The 16,737-nt window shown below is 73.5% G+C and carries 14 protein-coding genes; 7 read left to right on the forward strand and 7 right to left on the reverse strand.

Going from position 1 to position 16,737, the window contains the following annotated elements:
• The first annotated feature begins 448 nt into the window (after window positions 1-448).
• The 3 genes from Sri02f_RS15435 (at window position 449) to Sri02f_RS15445 (ending at window position 4,379) form a co-directional block, all read left to right on the forward strand.
• Window positions 449-1,357 carry a 5'-3' exonuclease gene (locus tag Sri02f_RS15435; RefSeq protein WP_109001990.1) on the forward strand — a complete coding sequence of 303 codons (909 nt, stop codon included), beginning with the start codon at window positions 449-451 and terminating at the stop codon, window positions 1,355-1,357.
• Window positions 1,358-1,443: 86 nt separating this feature from the next.
• Entirely contained in the window at window positions 1,444-2,295 is an 852-nt protein-coding gene (locus Sri02f_RS15440; protein WP_109001801.1) for a siderophore-interacting protein, read from the forward strand.
• Window positions 2,296-2,810: 515 nt separating this feature from the next.
• Window positions 2,811-4,379, forward strand: coding sequence for an amino acid permease (locus Sri02f_RS15445; RefSeq protein WP_109001802.1), 1,569 nt, complete (start codon window positions 2,811-2,813; stop codon window positions 4,377-4,379).
• A 33-nt stretch (window positions 4,380-4,412) separates the two neighbouring features.
• Here Sri02f_RS15445 and Sri02f_RS15450 read toward each other — a convergent pair whose 3' ends face one another.
• Window positions 4,413-4,994: a GNAT family N-acetyltransferase gene (locus tag Sri02f_RS15450; protein ID WP_109001804.1), complete on the reverse strand. Its 582-nt coding sequence runs from the start codon at window positions 4,992-4,994 to the stop codon at window positions 4,413-4,415.
• 67 nt (window positions 4,995-5,061) lie between these two features.
• Here Sri02f_RS15450 and Sri02f_RS15455 point away from each other — a divergent pair, with 67 nt between their 5' ends.
• Window positions 5,062-6,051: an RluA family pseudouridine synthase gene (locus tag Sri02f_RS15455; RefSeq protein WP_109001991.1), complete on the forward strand. Its 990-nt coding sequence runs from the start codon at window positions 5,062-5,064 to the stop codon at window positions 6,049-6,051.
• On the opposite strand, the gene Sri02f_RS15460 is transcribed toward Sri02f_RS15455, so the two are convergent.
• The 6 genes from Sri02f_RS15460 to Sri02f_RS15485 all read right to left on the reverse strand — a co-directional run bounded on the left by Sri02f_RS15460 (window position 6,045) and on the right by Sri02f_RS15485 (window position 11,604).
• Window positions 6,045-7,535, reverse strand: coding sequence for a cytochrome P450 (locus Sri02f_RS15460; RefSeq protein ID WP_109001806.1), 1,491 nt, complete (start codon window positions 7,533-7,535; stop codon window positions 6,045-6,047). The two genes, Sri02f_RS15455 and Sri02f_RS15460, sit on opposite strands and share 7 nt — an antisense overlap.
• Before the next feature lie 76 nt (window positions 7,536-7,611).
• Complete coding sequence (locus Sri02f_RS15465; RefSeq protein WP_069771797.1) at window positions 7,612-8,232, reverse strand: GTP-binding protein; 621 nt, start codon at window positions 8,230-8,232, stop codon at window positions 7,612-7,614.
• Window positions 8,213-8,653: a DUF742 domain-containing protein gene (locus Sri02f_RS15470; RefSeq protein ID WP_109001808.1), complete on the reverse strand. Its 441-nt coding sequence runs from the start codon at window positions 8,651-8,653 to the stop codon at window positions 8,213-8,215. Before Sri02f_RS15470 ends, Sri02f_RS15465 begins: the two co-directional genes overlap by 20 nt.
• On the reverse strand, window positions 8,650-9,057 hold the full coding sequence (locus Sri02f_RS15475; protein WP_109001809.1) for a roadblock/LC7 domain-containing protein: 408 nt from the start codon (window positions 9,055-9,057) through the stop codon (window positions 8,650-8,652). The genes Sri02f_RS15470 and Sri02f_RS15475 overlap by 4 nt, the downstream gene beginning before the upstream one ends.
• On the reverse strand, window positions 9,054-10,628 hold the full coding sequence (locus Sri02f_RS15480; protein WP_109001811.1) for a sensor histidine kinase: 1,575 nt from the start codon (window positions 10,626-10,628) through the stop codon (window positions 9,054-9,056). Before Sri02f_RS15480 ends, Sri02f_RS15475 begins: the two co-directional genes overlap by 4 nt.
• A 340-nt stretch (window positions 10,629-10,968) precedes the next feature.
• A complete protein-coding gene (locus Sri02f_RS15485; protein WP_109001813.1) occupies window positions 10,969-11,604 on the reverse strand; it encodes a TetR/AcrR family transcriptional regulator in 636 nt (211 codons plus the stop codon).
• A gap of 172 nt (window positions 11,605-11,776) precedes the next feature.
• Here Sri02f_RS15485 and Sri02f_RS15490 point away from each other — a divergent pair, with 172 nt between their 5' ends.
• From Sri02f_RS15490 to Sri02f_RS15500, 3 genes are read left to right on the forward strand one after another with little or no spacing between them, the layout of a single operon-like run.
• Window positions 11,777-12,604, forward strand: a complete 828-nt coding sequence (locus tag Sri02f_RS15490; RefSeq protein WP_109001815.1) for an urea amidolyase associated protein UAAP1 — start codon at window positions 11,777-11,779, stop codon at window positions 12,602-12,604.
• Complete coding sequence (locus Sri02f_RS15495) at window positions 12,601-13,221, forward strand: urea amidolyase associated protein UAAP2 (RefSeq protein WP_109001816.1); 621 nt, start codon at window positions 12,601-12,603, stop codon at window positions 13,219-13,221. The genes Sri02f_RS15490 and Sri02f_RS15495 overlap by 4 nt, the downstream gene beginning before the upstream one ends.
• Window positions 13,218-16,724 carry a 5-oxoprolinase/urea amidolyase family protein gene (locus Sri02f_RS15500; RefSeq protein ID WP_109001818.1) on the forward strand — a complete coding sequence of 1,169 codons (3,507 nt, stop codon included), beginning with the start codon at window positions 13,218-13,220 and terminating at the stop codon, window positions 16,722-16,724. Before Sri02f_RS15495 ends, Sri02f_RS15500 begins: the two co-directional genes overlap by 4 nt.
• Window positions 16,725-16,737 lie beyond the last annotated feature (13 nt).

A 16,737-nucleotide genomic window follows, 5' to 3' on the forward strand; every position in this document is an offset into this window, starting at 1 on the left:
TCGTCCGGTTCAATGCGCGGGCGGCCCCGAGTGTTCCCGCTCGTCCCCGGCGTCGCCGGCGGTCCGGCTCGGGGATGAGTGTAGCTCTGCGTGGTTGGCCGAATTCCTCCCCTCGGCTTCCGGCCCGGAGGCGGCCCCCGGCTTCCGGCGCGCACGCGCCCGCCGGGGCGGGAGGAGCGAGGGAACGGCGCGAGGGGGGCGACCTCCGGCGCGGGCCGTGAGGCCGTGCGCCGGTGCCCGCCCCTCGTCGGACGGCCGCGGTGCTGTCAGGTCACCGGGCCGCCGTGCTCCGTGAAGCCGTCGACGACCGTGGAGGCGCCGTCGAGGCCGTGCTCCCCCATGACGCGGCCGGGCGGCCCGCAGCACGTTCACGTGTGCCACGGGAGTGAGCACGCACCGGCCACCCGGCCGCCCGTGCGGCATGATGCGTGGCGTGACCGGACGACTGATGCTCCTCGACACCGCCTCGCTCTACTTCCGCGCCTACTTCGGCGTCCCGGACTCCGTGAGGGCGCCGGACGGCACTCCGGTGAACGCCGTGCGCGGTCTGCTGGACTTCATCGACCGGCTGGTGAAGGACCACCGGCCGGACGAGCTCGTCGCGTGCATGGACGCGGACTGGCGGCCCGGCTGGCGGGTCGACCTGATCCCCTCCTACAAGGCGCACCGGGTCGCCGAGGAGCGCGCGAGCGGGCCGGACGAGGAGGAGGTGCCGGACACGCTCTCGCCGCAGGTGCCGATCATCGAGGCGGTCCTGGACGCACTCGGCATCGCGCGCGTGGGGGTGCCCGGCTACGAGGCGGACGACGTGATCGGCACGTTCACCGGCATCGCGAAGGGCCCGGTGGACATCGTCACGGGCGACCGCGACCTCTACCAGCTGGTGGACGACGCGCGCGAGGTGCGCGTGCTCTACCCCCTGAAGGGCGTCGGCACGCTCCAGCTGACGGACGAGGCGTGGCTGCGCGAGAAGTACGGCGTCGACGGGCGCGGATACGCCGATCTGGCGCTGCTGCGCGGCGACCCGAGCGACGGACTGCCGGGGGTGCCGGGCATCGGGGAGAAGACCGCGGCCAAGCTGCTGGCCGAGTTCGGCGATCTGGCCGGGATCATGGCGGCGGTCGACGACCCGGCGGCGAAGCTGACGCCGTCGCAGCGCAAGCGGCTGGACGAGTCCCGGCCGTACGTGTCGGTGGCGCCGAAGGTGGTCAAGGTCGCCGATGACGTGCCCCTGCCGGAGGTGGCCACCGCGCTGCCCCGTGCACCGCGGGACGGGGCGGCGCTGGAGGCGCTGGGTCAGCGCTGGGGGCTCGGCGGTTCGCTGCAGCGGCTGCTGACGACCCTGGCGGTCCGATGACGATCCCGCGGTCCGGCAGGGGGGCGTCTCCCCGGAAAGCGGTGCTAACTTAGGTTGACCTAAGTGCATCGACATGGGAGGCCGTCATGGCAGAACGTCCGGCACGGAAGCCGCGCAAGCCTCACTCCGCGCAGGTCGTCCGCACCGAACGGCTCACCCCGCACATGCAGCGGGTCGTGCTCGGCGGCGGGAGCCTGGCGGAGTTCACCGCCGGGACGTGCACGGATCACTACGTGAAGCTGCTCTTCGGCCCCGAGGGCGTGAGCTATCCGGAGCCGTTCGACCTGGAGCGGATCCGGGCCGACTTCCCCCGGGAGCAGTGGCCCGTGACCCGGACGTACACCGTGCGCCGCTGGGACGCCGAACACCGCGAGCTGACCCTGGACTTCGTGATCCACGGCGACGAGGGCCTGGCCGGACCGTGGGCGACGCGCGTGCAGCCGGGCGAGACGGTCCGCTTCCTGGGCCCCGGCGGCGCCTACGCGCCCGACACGGCCGCCGACTGGCATCTGCTGGCCGGCGACGAGAGCGCCCTGCCCGCCATCGCGACCGCCCTGGAGTCGCTGCCCGACGGCGCCGTCGCCCACGCCTTCATCGAGGTGGCCGGGCCCGAGGAGGAGCAGAAGATCGACTCCGACGTGGAGGTCGTCTGGCTGCACCGCGGCGAGCGGCCGGTCGGCGAGCGGCTCGTCGAGGCCGTACGGGGGCTCCGGTTCCCCGAGGGCCGCCTGCACGCGTTCGTGCACGGCGAGGCGGCCTGCGTGAAGGAGCTGCGCAAACTGCTGCGCGTCGAGCTTCAGATCCCGCGCGAGGACCTGTCGATCTCCGGTTACTGGCGGCTCGGCCACAACGAGGACGGCTGGCAGGCCTCCAAGCGGGAGTGGAACGCCCGCGTGGAGCAGGAGCAGGAGCAGGAGGGCGCGACGCCCACCGCGTGACCCCGACGGCCGGCGGCCCGCCCTCATGAGGGCGGGCCGCCGGCCGCACCCACCCCCGCCGCACCCACCCCCGCCGGACCGGCCCCACGGCGCACCGGCCGCACCCTCGCCCGCCCTCCCCGTCCGCCACCGGCCGCCCTTCCGTCCGCCACCGGCCGCCGGTCCCGGTCGACGACGGCGACCCGCTCCGCGAGCCGGCCGGCCCCCGCCGAGCGCCGCGTCGAGCCCGGCGCGGCAGGCCGCAGGCCGCAGGCCGCAGGCCGCAGGCCGCAGGCCGCAGGCCGCATCAGCTCTTGCCCCGGCGACGGTCACGCCGGGGGGCGAGAGGGCGCTGACGGGGGGTGACGATCCTGACCGCGGTGGACTCTCCGGCACCGGATCGAGTGACCCCGCGGGGACGTGAGGACTTGGGCCCGCCCCGGACACGACGGCGTGACGCGGACGAAACAGCCCGTCCCTAATTTCTGTCGCCCGACAGGAATTACCGTCCCCACTGGGCCAAGGCAGGTTCCGCCGTGACGACAACGACACCCACCGACGTACGCCCCGACCCGCCGCACTCCCCCGACGCCGGCGACGGCGACGGCGACGGCTCCCTCGCCGAGTTCGGCTACCCCCAGGAGCTGCACCGCAGCCTGGGCCGGTACGCCTCGTTCGCCGCCGGGTTCTCCTTCATCTCCGTCCTGACCACCGTCTTCCAGTTCTTCGCCTTCGGATACGCCTTCGGCGGCCCGGTCTTCTTCTGGGCCTGGCCGGCCGTCCTGGCCGGCCAGTTGCTGGTCGCCGCGTGCTTCGCGGAGCTGGCCGCGCGCTACCCGATCTCCGGCGCCATCTACCAGTGGTCGTCGCGGCTGTCGACGCCCTCGTTCGGGTGGTTCGCGGGCTGGATCATGGTGATCGGGCAGATCGTCGTGGTCGCCGCGGCCGCGCTGGCCCTGCAGATGGTGCTGCCGGCCATCTGGTCCGGCTTCCAGCTGATCGGCTCCGACCCGGCCCCCACCTCCCCGGACGGCGCGGCCAACGCGGCACTGCTCGGCGTGCTCCTGCTGGTGCTGACGACGCTCGTGAACGTCTTGGACAACCGCGTGATGTCCGTGATCAACCGGGTCGGCGTGACCGCCGAGATCATCGGCGCGGTGCTCATCGTCGTCCTCCTGCTCACCCACTCCGAGCGCACCCCCGGCATCACCTTCCACACCGAAGGGGCGGCGGGCGACGGCCTGTTCGGGGCGCTGCTCGTGGGCTCGTTCACGGCCGCCTACGTGATGATCGGCTTCGACAGCGCGGGCGAGATGAGCGAGGAGACGCACCACCCGAGGCGCACCGCGCCCCGCACGATCCTCACGGCCCTCGGCGCGGCCGGCCTGCTCGGGGGGCTGATCGTGCTGGGCGGGCTGCTGGCCGCGCCCAGCCTGACGGACGGACGGCTCGGGGTCGACGGACTCAGCTACGTCCTCACCAGCAGCCTCGGCGACGGGGTCGGCAAGGCACTGCTGGCGGACGTGGTGGTGGCGATCGCGGTGGCGACGCTCGCCATCCAGACGGCGGCCTGCAGGATGCTGTTCTCCATGGCCCGCGACGGTCAGCTCCCGTTCTCCGCCCGCCTCGCGCGCGTCAACGCCCGCACCGGCATGCCGAGCGCCCCCGCACTGGTCGTCGGCGTCCTCGCCGCCGCCCTGCTGCTGCTGAACTTCGCCTCGCCGGACGCCTTCCTGGCCATCGGCACCACCTGCATCGTGATGCTGTACCTGGCGTACGCGATGGTCACCGGCCCGCTGCTGCTGCGCCGGCTGCGCGGCGGGTTCTCCCCGGCCGGCACGGACGAGACCGGCGCCCGTCTGTTCTCCCTGGGCCGCTGGGGCGTCCCGGTCAACGCCCTCGCGCTCCTGTACGGCCTGCTGATGACGGTCAACCTGGCCTGGCCGCGCGCGGCGGTGTACGACCCGGCGGGCGGCCACTGGTACTTCCAGTGGTTCACCGTGCTGTTCCTCGGCGCGACGGTCGGCGTCGGCGTGGCCTACCGGGCCTGGCGCAGGCGGTCGGCGGAGCCCGCCGGGGCCGTGCCGGGGACGGCCCCCGCGTGAGGCCTCCACGCGCGCGTGCGCGACGCGGGCCGCTCAGTCGCCCTGCACACGCGCGTGGACGTGCATGTCGTGCCAGCCGTCCGGGTGGAGACAGGCGCTGCGCTTGGTGCCCTCCAGGGTGAAACCGGCCTTGGCGGCGACACGGCAGGAGGCCGCGTTGGCGGTGGCGTGATGCAGTTCGAGCCGGTGGAAGCCGATCTCGTCGAGGGCCCAGCGCGTCAGCGCGGCCGTGGCCCGGGGCGCGACCCCCCGGCCGCGGGCCGTCCTGGTGGTCCAGTACGCGACCTCGGCGACGCCCTCGTCGAGCAGGACGCGGCGCAGCGCCACCCGGCCCAGCAGTTCGTCGGTGCCCGGGTCGACGACGGCCCACTGGGCGCCGCGCTCCTCCTCCCAGGCCCGGCGCCAGTCCCTGATCCAGCCGGCCGTCTCTTCCTCGGAGTCGGCGGCCCGGATGTGCCACTGGTGCATCGCCGGGTCCTGGAAGGCGGCGTGGACGGCGGGGGCGTCCGCGGGCCGCCAGGGACGCAGGAGGAGCCCGTCGCCGGTGGGGAGCACGGGTTGCGGGGCGCCCGAGAGGGTTCGGGCGGGCAGGACGGGGCCGACTGTGTAGGGCATGACCCGCATCCTGCCGACGGCGCGCGAGGAGTCAACCGGGTTTGCCGTCGCCGTAGGCTTGACCCCGATGAGACGCCGTACGCCGCCCCCGCCCTCTCCTCTGCCGCAACGCGACGGGATCGATCCGGTGCGGGTGCGGCTGCCGGGCGACGGCTCCTGGGCCACTGTCCGGGAGCACCTGGTCGAGCGGCTGGGCGCGGCGCGCGCCGGCGTCGTGGACGCGATGCTGGAGGCCGGTCACGTCGTCGGCGCCGACGGCCGGGCGGTGACGGCGGACACGGCCTACGCGCCGGGGACGTCCGTCTGGTACCACCGCGAGCTGGCGCCCGAGGCGCCCGTGCCGTTCCCGCTGGAGATCGTGTACCGCGACGAGCACCTGGTCGTCGCCGACAAGCCGCACTTCCTGGCCACCACCCCGCGCGGCAGCCATGTCGTCGAGACCGCGCTGGCCCGGCTGCGGCGCGAGCTGGGCGTCCCCGCGCTGGGCGCCGCGCACCGGCTCGACCGGCTCACCGCCGGTCTGGTGCTGTTCGTCGTGCGCCCCGAGGAGCGCGGCGCGTACCAGACGCTGTTCCGCGACCGCCTGGTGCGCAAGGTGTACGAGGCGGTCGCGCCGTACGATCCCGGGCTCGCCCTTCCTCGCACGGTGCGCAGCCGGATCGTCAAGGAGCGGGGCGTCCTGGCCGCCTACGAGGTGGCGGGCGAGCCGAACGCGGTGAGCCGCGTCGAGCTCGTCGAGCACGGGGCGCGGGGGCTCGGCCGGTACCGGCTGCTGCCCGCCACCGGCCAGACCCATCAGCTGCGCGTCCATATGAACGCGCTCGGCGTGCCGATCCTCGGCGATCCGCTGTACCCCGAGGTGGCCGCCCCCGTGCCGCCCGGCGACTTCCGGCGTCCGCTGCAACTGCTGGCGCGGGAGCTGGAGTTCACCGATCCGGTCACGGGGAGGATGCACCGGCTGCGCAGCGGGCGCGTCCTGGACGCCTGGGCGTCGTACGACCGTTGGGCCGGCCTCCCGCAGCCGCGGGACGCCCGGCCCTCGGACGTCGTTCAGTAACCGCGCCACCAGGCCAGGAAGCGCCGCCAGGCGTTCGGCCGGCGGGCCGGCCGCGTCGGCTGCGGGGCGGCCGGCGCGGGCTGCGGAGCCGGGGCGGCCGCGGGCTCGTGGACGGGAGCCGGGGCGGACTGCGGGGCCGTGACCACCGGCCGCGTCAGACGCTGCGGCGGGATCGGGGCGTGACTCGGCTTGTGCTTGACGTCCTGCTGGTCCTTGGGCTCGAAGCGCACCGGCAGCGCGACCAGGTGCCGCGAGGCGATCGACATCGTCCACCGCAAGTCGTCCTCGGCGCAGTCGAGTTGCACGTCGGGCAGTCGCATCAGCAGCGCGTCGACGCCGACGTCGGCGATCGCCCGTCCGATGTCCTGGCCGGGGCACTCGTGCGGACCGCTGCCGAAGGCGAGGTGGGAGCGGTTGCCCTGCATGTGGGCGGACAGGTCGGGGCGCACCCGGGGGTCCACGTTGCCCGGCGCGGGCGCGAAGAAGAGGCCGTCGCCGCGGCGGATGCGCTGGCCGCCCAACTCCGTGTCCTGCTTGGCGAAGTAGCCGAAGATGGTGCTGAAGGGGGGCTCGTCCCACAGGGACTGCTCGACCGCCTCCGCCACCGTCATCTGCCCGCCGTTGAGCCGGGCGAGGAAGCGCGGGTCGGTGAGGACCATGCGCAGCACGTTGGAGAGCAGGTTGACCGTGTTCTCGTAGGCGGCGAAGAGCACCAGGCGCAGGTGCTCGCGCACCTCGTCGTCGGTGAGGGCGGCCGGGTGGGTGATGAGGTGGCTGGTGAAGTCCTCCTCGGGCTCGGCGCGACGGCGGGCGGTGAGCCGGGCCAGGGCCCCGACGACGTACTCGTGGCTGGCGACGGCGGTCTCGCTGCCCTTGAGGGCGTCGCGGGCCGCGTGCACCATCTTGTCGTTGTACTCGTCGGGCATGCCGAGGACGTGGCACATCACGGCCATCGGGAGGTGCTCGGCGAAGTCGCCGACGAGTTCGGCCCGGCCCTGCTCGCAGAAGCGGTTGACCAGGCGCTGACTGGAGCGGTTGATGTAGCGGCGCACACTGCGGTCGTCGATGGTCGCCATGGCCGCCGTGACCGCGCCGCGCAGCCGCCGGTGCTCGTCGCCCTCGGCGTGGGCGCAGATGGGCTGCCAGGCGATGTGCGGCATCAGCGGGTGGTCGGGCCGGACCCTCCCCTGCACCAGCTGCGACCAGATACGGCTGTCCTTGGTGAACTGCGAGGGCGTGCGGACCATGCGCAGGTTCTCGGCGTGTCCGAGGACCATCCACATCGGCAGGTCGTCGTGGATCAGGACCGGCGCCACGGGGCCGTGTTCCTCGCGCAGCCGCTCGTACAGTTCGTTCAGGTCCTCGGCGCCGGGGCCGTAGAGGCGGGCCAGTCCGCCGGGACCCCTCGTGTGGGCGGGGCAGCCGGGCGGCGGGTCCAGGGCGAGGTCGCGCGGGCCGGTCGGGGTGGGGTGTTCGGGAGTCACAGGGGGTCGCTCCGCAACTGTGCCGGATTCGGTGTCGTGCTGGATCCGGGCTCGGTGGATGGTGGTGTCGTGGGGGTCAGGTGAGGCTGCGGCTCAGGGCCAGGGAGTGCAGGAAGCGCATGAGGGTCATCAGCACGTCCCGGCTGGAGGCGCGACGGCGGACGTCGCACTCCACGATGGGGATCTCGGGCGGCAGGTCGAGGGCGGCCCGCAGGTCGTCGAGGGGGTAACGGGGCCCGTCGGGAAAGGTGTTGACGGCGACGACGAACGGCACGCCGCCCTCCTCCAGCCGGCCCATCACCTCGAAGCTGACCTCGATGCGGCGGGTGTCGACCAGGACGACCGCCCCGAGCGCGCCCTCGAACAGCCCGTTCCACAGGAACCAGAAGCGTTCCTGGCCCGGCGTCCCGAAGAGGTAGAGCACGACCTGCTCGGTGATGCGGATGCGGCCGAAGTCCATGGCCACGGTGGTGGCGGTCTTCGTCTCGGAACCGTAGTTGTCGTCGACCCCGATGCCCGCCTGGGTCATGGTCTCCTCGGTGGTCAGCGGCCTGATCTCGCTGACGGAGCCGACCATGGTGGTCTTGCCGACGCCGAAGCCGCCCACGATGACGATCTTCGCCGCGGCCGTGGTGGTGTGCGGCAGATGGTCCTCGGCCCGTGGGCCGGGAATCGTGTCAGAGCCGTTGAAGTCCATGCATCACCGCTTCGAGGAGGGAACGGTCGGGGAGCTGCTGCCGGACGATGGGGGCCCGCGCCTGCACGAGCTCGGCCGCCAGCATCTCGGTGAGCAGCACCGTCACCACGCTGAACGGCAGGCGCAGATAGGCCGAGATCTCGGCCACGGACAGCGGGGCGGCGCACATCCGCAGGACCGCCGTCTGCTCCGGGGTCGCCGACGAGGGCGCTTCGGCGCGCGCCACGATCAGCGTGACGAGGTCGACGGGCGCGCGTTCGCCGTCCGCGCACGTGATGATGTACAGCCGCTCGGGGTTCTTGCCCTCCCCCTCGGTCCCTTCCTGGCCGTCCGCCGGGGACGGCGCGGACCGGGGGACCGGTGGGGGCGGCGCGGGCGGCTGGGGCAGGGGTTGTCGCCGGCGGCGTTGCGGAGGGGTCATACGCTCTGCCCGTTGCGGCGCGGCGGGCTGGTCAGATGCGCGCCGATGCGGACCACGAGGTCGCGCATCATGCCGCTCATCCGGCCGGCCTCGCAGCGCACGTCGGCGAGGACGGCGAGGTAGGCGTTGGCGCCGGCCGACATCATGTAGAAGTAGCCGCCGCACAGGTCGATGACGACCATGTCCATCTCGCCGCTGCTGGAGTGGATCTCCTGGCCGACCGCGGCGGCCAGGCTCTGCAGGCCGGCGCAGGCTGCGGCGACCCGGTCGGCGGCGTCGGGGTCGCCGGCGTAGCGGGCGATGCGCAGTCCGTCGGCCGAGAGCACGACGATCATCTCGATGCCCGGAACCCCGTCATAGAGCTCCTTGAGCAGCCAGTCGAAGTTTTGGCGCTGCTGGATCACGTGAGGTCCCCTTCATCGTCGGCCTCGGTCTCGGCCTTGTCCTCGAGCAGGTGCAGGTACGCGGTGGGATTGCGGGTGAAGTCGGTGGGGTGCGCTCCCGGCGGGGCCACCTTCACCAGGCCCTCCCAGAAGGCCTCGAAGGCGAGGCCGGGCTCGCGCCTCTTCTCCTCGGGCTGCGGCTCCGGTTCGGGCCGCGCGAACGGGTCGGGCTTGCCCTCGCGTGCGGCGTCCTGGGCGGCGTACGCCTCCCGGTAGCGCTGGGCGATGGAGACGGTGGTCTTGCTGCGGCGTTGCGGCAGGCCCTGCTCGGTCCACTCGGTGACCTCGGGCACCTCGTCGTCGGTCAGGGACACTCCGGCGGGGATGCGCGCGTTGGTGGGGCGGCGCTTCTTCGGCGGGCGCTTGGGGCCCTCGCCGATCTGGCTCAGGTCGATCTGGGGCACGGCGGTGGCGCCGATGCCGTGCGCGAAGCCCGGGGCGGGATCGGAGGTCTGCATCTCGCTCGGCACGATGAGGACGGCCCGGACACCGCCGTAGGCCGACGTGCGCAGGGAGACCTGGAGGTTGAACGACGTGCACAGACGGCCGACGACCGCGAGACCCAGGCGCGGGGTGCCGCCGACGTCCTGGATGTCGACGCCCGCCATGGCCTGTTCCAGCATGCGTTCGGCCTTGGCGCGGGCCTCTTCGCTGAGGCTGACGCCGGCGTCCTCGATCTCGATGGCGATGCCGGTCTGCACCTCGACGGCGTTGACGTGCACCTTGCTCTGCGGTGGCGAGTAGCGGGTGGCGTTGTCGAGGAGTTCGGCGAGCGCGTGGATGAGCGGCTCGACGGAGAGGCCGCCGATGTTGACCTTGGCGATGGAGTCCAGCTGGATGCGCCGGTACTCCAGGATCCGGGACATGGCGCCGCGCAGCACGCTGTACAGGGGGACGGGCTGCGGCCAGTTGCGGCTGGGGCGGCCGCCGCCGAGCACACCGATGGAGTCGGCGAGGCGGCCGATCAGCGCGGTGCCGTGGTCGATGCGCAGCAGGTCGTCGAAGACCTCGGGGTTGCGTCCGTGGTCCTCCTCCATCTCCCGGAGTTCCGCCGCCTGTTGGTGGACGAGGGCCTGTACGCGGCGGGCGATGCTGACGAAGGAGCGCTGGGCGGAGTCGCGCAGGGACTCCTCGTGGTCGACGATGTCGAGGATCTTCCTGACCACGGCGCGCTGCGCGTCGTCGAGTGCACGGAAGGCGGGATCACTCTGGCTGAGGTCGCGCATCACCTCTCTGGGGGAGTTTCCGGCGCGCAGCCAGGCCACGGCGCTGGGCACGTGCTCCTGGGCGAGGCGGCGGTTCTCCTCCGCGTGATCGGCGACGCGCCGTTCCAGGTGGGCGATGCGCTGGTCGGTCTCCGCGCGCAGTTCCCGCAGCCGCCGGCCACGGCGGACCGACTCGGCTCCCGCCGCGAGCACCAGGAGGGTCGCGACGGCTCCGCAGACGCCGACGGCGAGGCGGGCCGGCGTCGCCACCAGGGCGACGGCGGCTCCGGTCGCCGCGGCCATCAGTATCGCCGGCAGCAACAGCACGCGCGCGTAGGGAAGTTCTCGGCGACCGGGTGGGGACTGAACACTCACCATGTGGGCACCCTCTGTAGGGATCTGTCGGCATCTTCGGGATATTGGGGAACAAGCGCACGAATACGCCTCAACTCGGTGCGCCGCGGGCGAGCTTAGTCCGACAGGATCATCGCCGTGTCATATTCGGCGACCGCCTGAAACCACTCCCGTACGTGGAGTAACGTCAGCCCTTTTGAACGCTCCGTGAAACATCGAGTACATTCAGTGACGGCGAACGGGTGCGCGAATCAGTTCACCGGAACGGATGAGGCGACCGCGGACCGGCGATCACCCGCCGCGGCAGGAGCCCTCAGGCGCCGACGATGCGCAGGGCCGCGTCGGCGGTGGCGCGCGCGAACTCCGCGATGGAGCGGTCGGGGTCGGAGCGGTGGACGAGGATGACGCCCTCGATGAGCCCGAAGACCAGATCGGTGCGCAGATCGAGCTCGCTCTCGGCCGGCACACCGCCCGCGGCGGCATCGGTGGTCGCGGCGATCAACTGCCGGTAGGCGGCCTTGAGTTCGGCGCGCACGGCATGGAACTGGGCGAAGCGCCCGGTGCGCACCTCGGGCAGCAGATAGAGGCCGCCGAGGTCGTGGGCGCCGCCGCACAGCAGCTCCACGTCGGCGCGGCACAGCTCCCGGAGCCGGTCCGCGGCGGGCCGCGTGTCGTCGGCGAGCAGTTCACCCGCATAGGCGAGCGACGGCGTGACCGTCGACTCCAGCAGCGCGGCGAGCAGCTCCTCCTTGCCCGACACGTAGTGGTACATGGAGGCCTGGCGCATGCCCGCGCGCTCGGCGACGGCCCGGGTGGTGGTGGCGGCGTAGCCGCGGGTGGTGAACAACTCCGCCGCGGCCACGAGCAGTTCCGCGCGCGGCGCGAGCCCGCTGTCCGGACGCTGCGCGGCGCGCGGCCGGCCCACTCGACGCCCGCTGCCCGACTCCATGCGTTCGATCCTCGCACACGGCGCACCGCGACGATCTTCGGGCGGAGCCGGTGAGGACTCGGTAACCGCCCCGCAACCCGAGGGCAACGGAGACGACCCGGCGCCGCCCTAATTTCTGTCGCGCGACAGAAATACCGCGACAGTGACGGAACCGAGCTGCGGAGGTCCGCGAATGGCGGCGACAGCGACCACGTACGGAGCCCGCGCCCACGCCCGGGCGCAGGAGGGCGCCCGGGCCGAGGCGATGCCGGTCGTCCCGGCCCGGGACTGGCCGAACCCGCCCTGCGAGGCCGGTCATCTGGTGTGGGCCGAGACGGTCGCGGGCGGCAACTACACCCACCGGGTCCTCGCCCGCGGCACCGAGCTGCGCCTGACCGACCCGCACGGCGACGCCTGCGCCCATCTGCTCCTCTACGTCGAGGGCCGCCCCTGGGAGCGGCTGAACGTGGCCGACACCGTCAAGGTCCAGTGGAACGCCTACCTCGGCGAGGGGGTGCTGCTCCTGTCCGACCAGGGCCGCGTCCTCGCCTCGGTCGTCACCGACACCGCCGGCCGGCACGACGCCCTGTGCGGCACCTCCACCCTCGTCCGCAACACCGAGCGCTACGGCGACGGCGCCCCCCAGGGCCCCTCCCCCGCCGGCCGTGAGCTGTTCAAGCTGGCCGCCGCCAAGAACGGCCTGGAGCCCCGCGACCTGCCGCCCTCGCTCTCCTTCTTCCAGGGCGTGCGGATCAGTGAGGACGGCTCCCTCGACTTCACCGGCTCGGCCGGGCCCGGCGGCAGCGTCACGCTGCGCGCCGAGCAGGACGTCACGGTCCTGATCGCCAACGTGCCGCACCCGGCCGATCCCCGCCCCGAGTACGTCAGCACCCCGCTGGAGGTGCTGGCCTGGCGGGCCGAGCCGACCCGGCCGGGCGACCCGCTGTGGGACGCGACCCCGGAGGGCCGCCGCGCCTTCCTCAACACCGCCGAATTCCTCGCCGCCAGGGGGCGCGCATGAGCACGAAGACCGTCGTCCCGGCACGGGCGGCCTGGTCGTCCGTCGTCCTCGCCGGCCACACGCTCACCATCACCGACCTGCACGGCAACCAGGCCGTCGACTTCCTCGTGTACGACGCCCACGACACGGCCGTGCGCTACAGCGCGCCCGACACGATCCACGCGCAGGGCGGCGTCTTCCTCACCACGGGCAGCGTGCTGATGTCCAACGAGCACACCCCGCTGATGACGGTGACCGCCGACGCCGTCGGCCGCCACGACACCGTCGGCGGCGCCTGCTCCAAGGAGTCCAACACCCTGCGCTACGGCCACCACACCTTCGCGCAGCACGCGTGCGTGGACAACTTCCTGGCCGAGGGCGCGAGACACGGCCTGGGCAAGCGCGACCTCGTCTCCAACGTCAACTGGTACATGAACGTGCCGGTCGAGAAGGACGGCGCCCTCGGCATCGTCGACGGCCTCTCCGCCCCCGGCCTCTCGCTCACCCTGCGCGCCGAACGGGACGTCCTCGTCCTGGTGTCCAACTGCCCCCAGATCAACAACCCCTGCAACGGCTTCGAGCCGACCGCGGTGGAGATGACGATCAGCGCCCCCGACGGCGACGAGGACCCGGCATGACCTTCGACAAGCTGCTCGTCGCCAACCGCGGCGAGATAGCCGTCCGCATCATCCGCACCGCCCGCGAACTGGGCCTGCGCACCGTCGCGGTGTACTCCGACCCCGACCGGTCGGCGCCCCACGTCCGGCTCGCCGACGAGGCGGTACGGCTCGGCCCGGCCCCCGCGAAGGAGTCCTACCTCGACGCCGGCCTGGTGCTGAAGGCGGCCGAGGAGACCGGCGCGGGCGCGATCCACCCCGGCTACGGGTTCCTCTCGGAGGACGCGGCCTTCGCCCGCCGCTGCGCCGACGCCGGCATCGTGTTCGTCGGCCCGACACCGGACCAGCTGGAGCTGTTCGGCGCCAAGCACACGGCCCGCGCGGCGGCGCAGGCCGCCGGGGTGCCGCTGGCGCCGGGCACCGGACTGCTGGCCTCCCTGGCCGCGGCCGAGAAGGAAGCCGAGGCCATCGGCTATCCCGTCATGCTCAAGGCGACCGGCGGAGGCGGCGGGATCGGCATGTCGGCCTGCCGCTCCCCCGGCGAGCTCGCCGACGCCTGGGAACGCGTCCAGCGCGTCGCCGCCGCCTCCTTCTCCTCGGCCGGCGTCTTCCTGGAACGCCTCGTCGAGGACGCACGCCACGTCGAGGTCCAGGTCTTCGGCGACGGCGAGGGGAAGGTCGTCACCTTCGGCGACCGCGACTGCTCGCTGCAGCGCCGCAACCAGAAGGTCGTGGAGGAGGCCCCCGCGCCGGGGCTGCCCGACCGGGTGCGCGCGCAACTCGCCGCGTCCGCGCGGGAGCTGTGCGCCTCCGTGGGCTACCGCTCGGCGGGCACCGTCGAGTTCGTCTACGACGCGGCCCGCGAGGAGGCCTACTTCCTGGAGGTCAACACCCGCCTGCAGGTGGAGCATCCGGTCACCGAGGAGATCTACGGCGTCGACCTCGTCGCCTGGATGCTGCGTCTGGCGCGCGGCGAGCGGGACGTCGTCCGCGAGCCGGGTCCGCCGCGCGGCCACGCCGTCGAGGCCCGCCTGTACGCCGAGGACCCCAGCCGCGGCCACCGTCCCAGCGCCGGCCTGCTCACCCGGGTCGAGTTCCCGGGCGGAGTGCGCGTCGACGGCTGGGTGGAGACGGGCTGCGAGGTGACGACGTCCTACGACCCGATGCTCGCCAAGGTGATCGCCTACGGAGCGGACCGCGCCCTCGCGCTGCGACGGCTCGACGAGGCGCTGGCCCGCACCCGCGTCGACGGCGTCGAGACCAACCTGGGCCTGGTGCGCGCGGCGCTCGTGGACCCCCGCTTCGTGGCGGCGTCCCACTCCACGGCGACCCTCGCCGAGGTGCACGACCCGACCCCGCGCATCGAGGTGGCGGCCGGCGGCACCCTCACCACCGTGCAGGACTGGCCCGGCCGCACCGGTCACTGGCAGGTCGGCGTCCCGCCGTCCGGCCCGATGGACGACCGCTCGTTCCGGCTCGGCAACCGGGCGCTCGGCAACCCCGAGGGCGCGCCGGGCCTGGAGTGCACCCTCCAGGGCCCGTCGCTGCGGTTCACGCACGCCACGACGGTGTGCGTGACGGGCGCGCCCGCGACGGTCACCGTGGACGGCGCCGCGGTCGCGCAGTGGGAACCGGTGACGGTCCCCGCGGGATCCCTGCTGGAGGTCGGCGCGCCCGTCGAGCACGGTCTGCGCACCTACGTCCTGTTCGCGGGCGGTCTCGACGTCCCCGCCTTCCTGGGCAGCGCGAGCACGTTCACGCTGGGCCGGTTCGGCGGACACGGCGGCCGCGCGCTGCGCACGGGCGACGTCCTGCACGGCGGGACCGTCGCCGAGGGCGCTCCCGCGACGGACCGCCCCGCCTTCGGTCCCGTCTGGCACATCGGCGCCGTCGAAGGCCCGCACGCGGCACCGGAGTTCTTCACCGAGGAGGACATCCGCGACTTCTACGCCGCCGACTGGAAGGTGCACTTCAACTCCGCCCGCACCGGGGTGCGCCTCATCGGCCCGAGGCCGCGGTGGGCGCGCACCGACGGCGGTGAGGCGGGCCTGCACCCCTCCAACATCCACGACACCCCGTACTCCGTCGGGGCCGTCGACTACACCGGCGACATGCCGGTGCTTCTCGGCCCGGACGGCCCCTCGCTCGGCGGCTTCGTGTGCCCGGCCACGGTGCTCACCTCCGAACGCTGGAAGCTCGGCCAGCTGCGCCCCGGCGACACCGTCCGCTTCCGGCCGGTGGACGTGGACGGCCGTCCGCGCCCGGAGATCGTCGACGGCGGGATCCTCGCGACGGACGGCGACGTCGTCTTCCGCCGCAGCGGCGACGACAACCTCCTCGTCGAGTTCGGTCCGCCCCACCTGGACCTCGCCCTGCGGATGCGCGTCCACGCCCTGATGGAGGCGGTGGCCGCGGCGGATCCGACGGGCGTCACCGACCTCACCCCGGGCATCCGCTCGCTGCAGATCCGCACGGACCCGGGCCGGCTGCCCCTGCGCGAGCTCCTCGCGATCGTCCGCGAGACGGCGGCGGCGCTGCCCCCCACGGACGAGCTGGTCGTCCCCTCCCGCACGGTGCACCTGCCGCTGTCCTGGGACGACCCGGCCACCCGCGAGGCGATCGCCCGCTACATGGCGGGCGTCCGCGACGACGCCCCCTGGTGCCCCTGGAACATCGAGTTCATCCGCCGTGTCAACGGCCTGGAGTCGACGGCGGACGTCTACGACACCGTGTTCGCCGCGGAGTACCTGGTCCTGGGCCTCGGCGACGTCTACCTGGGCGCCCCGGTCGCCACCCCCCTCGACCCCCGCCACCGGCTCGTGACCACGAAGTACAACCCGGCGCGCACCTGGACGGCCGAGAACTCGGTCGGCATCGGCGGGGCGTACCTGTGCGTCTACGGCATGGAGGGCCCCGGCGGCTACCAGTTCGTCGGCCGGACGACCCAGGTGTGGTCGCCGTGGCAGCAGCGCGGCGCGTTCGAGGCGGGCTCCCCCTGGCTGCTGCGGTTCTTCGACCGGATCCGCTGGCATCCGGTCGACGCGGACGAACTGCTCGGCCTGCGGGCCGACATCGTCTCCGGACGGTTCGTCCCGCGCATCGAGGAGGGCACCTTCTCCCTCGCCGGACACCAGGCCTTCCTCGCCGAACACGCCGACTCCATAGCGGAGTTCGGAGCCCGCCAGCGGGCCGCCTTCGCGGCCGAGCGGGACGCCTGGGAGGCCGCGGGCGAGTTCGCCCGCGCGCAGGCCGCCACCGCCCCGGCCGTCGCACCGGCCGAGGTGACGGTCCCGGCCGGCGGACGGCTCGTGGAGGCCGAGTTCGCCGCCTGCGTATGGCAGTTGAACGTGTCGCCGGGCGACGAGGTGACGGCGGGCCAGCCGCTGCTCGCCCTGGAGGCGATGAAGATGGAGTCCAGGGTGCACGCGCCGGTCGACGGCGTCGTGGCACAGGTCCTGGCCCGACCCGGCGACCAGGTCGAGGCGGGGACGGCACTGCTCGTCCTCGCGCCGGCCGGCGTCTGAGAGAGGAACCGCA

The sequence above is a fragment of the Streptomyces rishiriensis genome, assembly GCF_003112535.1.
Classification (GTDB): domain Bacteria; phylum Actinomycetota; class Actinomycetes; order Streptomycetales; family Streptomycetaceae; genus Streptomyces; species Streptomyces rishiriensis.

Bases quoted from the DNA above. Each gene is read 5' to 3' on its own strand.
- Sri02f_RS15495 (WP_109001816.1), top strand. From the start codon at position 12,601: ATGAGCACGAAGACCGTCGTCCCGGCACGGGCGGCCTGGTCGTCCGTC.
- Sri02f_RS15490 (WP_109001815.1), top strand. From the start codon at position 11,777: ATGGCGGCGACAGCGACCACGTACGGAGCCCGCGCCCACGCCCGGGCG.
- Sri02f_RS15465 (WP_069771797.1), bottom strand. From the start codon at position 8,232: ATGGACTTCAACGGCTCTGACACGATTCCCGGCCCACGGGCCGAGGAC.
- Sri02f_RS15500 (WP_109001818.1), top strand. From the start codon at position 13,218: ATGACCTTCGACAAGCTGCTCGTCGCCAACCGCGGCGAGATAGCCGTC.
- Sri02f_RS15485 (WP_109001813.1), bottom strand. From the start codon at position 11,604: ATGGAGTCGGGCAGCGGGCGTCGAGTGGGCCGGCCGCGCGCCGCGCAG.
- Sri02f_RS15450 (WP_109001804.1), bottom strand. From the start codon at position 4,994: ATGCCCTACACAGTCGGCCCCGTCCTGCCCGCCCGAACCCTCTCGGGC.
- Sri02f_RS15455 (WP_109001991.1), top strand. From the start codon at position 5,062: ATGAGACGCCGTACGCCGCCCCCGCCCTCTCCTCTGCCGCAACGCGAC.
- Sri02f_RS15435 (WP_109001990.1), top strand. From the start codon at position 449: ATGCTCCTCGACACCGCCTCGCTCTACTTCCGCGCCTACTTCGGCGTC.
- Sri02f_RS15440 (WP_109001801.1), top strand. From the start codon at position 1,444: ATGGCAGAACGTCCGGCACGGAAGCCGCGCAAGCCTCACTCCGCGCAG.
- Sri02f_RS15470 (WP_109001808.1), bottom strand. From the start codon at position 8,653: ATGACCCCTCCGCAACGCCGCCGGCGACAACCCCTGCCCCAGCCGCCC.